Below are 1,092 nucleotides of genomic sequence, written 5' to 3'. Positions count from 1 at the left end.
CGGTCGATCGCTTCTTCAATGCGATCGACCGCGTGAATGGTCAGCCCCTCGATGGGTTTCTTGGGGGCGTTGGCCTTGGGCACGATGGCCACCGAAAAGCCCAGCTTGGCGGCCTCCTTCAGGCGCTCCTGCCCGCGTGGGGCGGGGCGCACCTCACCGGCCAGGCCCACTTCGCCAAAAGCGATGAAGCCCTTGGGCAGTGGCTTGCCGCGCAGGCTGCTCTGGATCGCCAGCAGCACAGCCAGGTCGGCCGCCGGCTCGCTGATGCGCACGCCGCCCACCGCGTTGAAGAACACGTCCTGATCGAAACAGGCCATGCCTGCGTGGCGGTGCAGCACGGCCAGCAGCATGGCCAGGCGGTCGCGCTCCAGGCCCACGCTCAGGCGCCGGGGGCTGGGGCCGCCGCTGTCGACCAGCGCCTGGATCTCGACCAGCATCGGCCGCGTGCCTTCGAGCGTGACCAGCACGCAGGAGCCCGGTACCGGCTCGCTGTGCGTGGACAAAAAGATGGCGCTGGGGTTGGTGACGCCCTTGAGGCCCTTGTCGGTCATCGCGAAGACGCCGATCTCGTTGACCGCGCCGAAGCGGTTCTTGATGGCGCGCACCAGCCGGAAGCTGCTGTGCGTGTCGCCCTCGAAATACAGCACCGTGTCGACGATGTGTTCGAGCACGCGCGGGCCAGCCAGCGAGCCTTCTTTCGTGACGTGGCCCACCAGCACCACGGTGCAGCCCGATGCCTTGGCCACGCGCGTGAGGTGAGCGGCACATTCGCGCACCTGGGCGACCGAGCCCGGTGCCGAACTCAGCTGGTCCGAGAACAGCGTCTGGATGGAGTCGATCACACAGAACGAGGGCTGTTCGGCCTCCAGCGTGGCGATGATGTTCTCCAGCTGGATCTCGGCCTGCACCCGCACCTTCGAGCCATCGAGCCCGAGGCGGTGAGCGCGCAGCGCCACCTGGGCGCCGCTTTCTTCACCGGTGACGTAGAGCACCTTCATCTGGCGTGACAAGGCATCGAGCGCCTGCAGCAGCAGGGTCGACTTGCCGATGCCCGGGTCGCCCCCGATCAGCACGACGCCCCCCGCCACGATG

At 67.9% G+C, this 1,092-nt stretch carries 1 protein-coding gene; it reads right to left on the bottom strand.

The window, feature by feature from the left end:
* Positions 1-1,092 (bottom strand): DNA repair protein RadA (gene radA, locus B2W70_RS04300; RefSeq protein ID WP_286743211.1); only part of this gene is annotated, 1,092 nt, incomplete at both ends.

Origin of the sequence: Aquabacterium sp. UBA2148 (assembly GCF_002328915.1) — a bacterium.
Classification (GTDB): domain Bacteria; phylum Pseudomonadota; class Gammaproteobacteria; order Burkholderiales; family Burkholderiaceae_C; genus Aquabacterium; species Aquabacterium parvum.
Note: the sequence above shows the minus strand (reverse complement) of the source record. Positions and strands in the feature narration are given on the sequence as shown.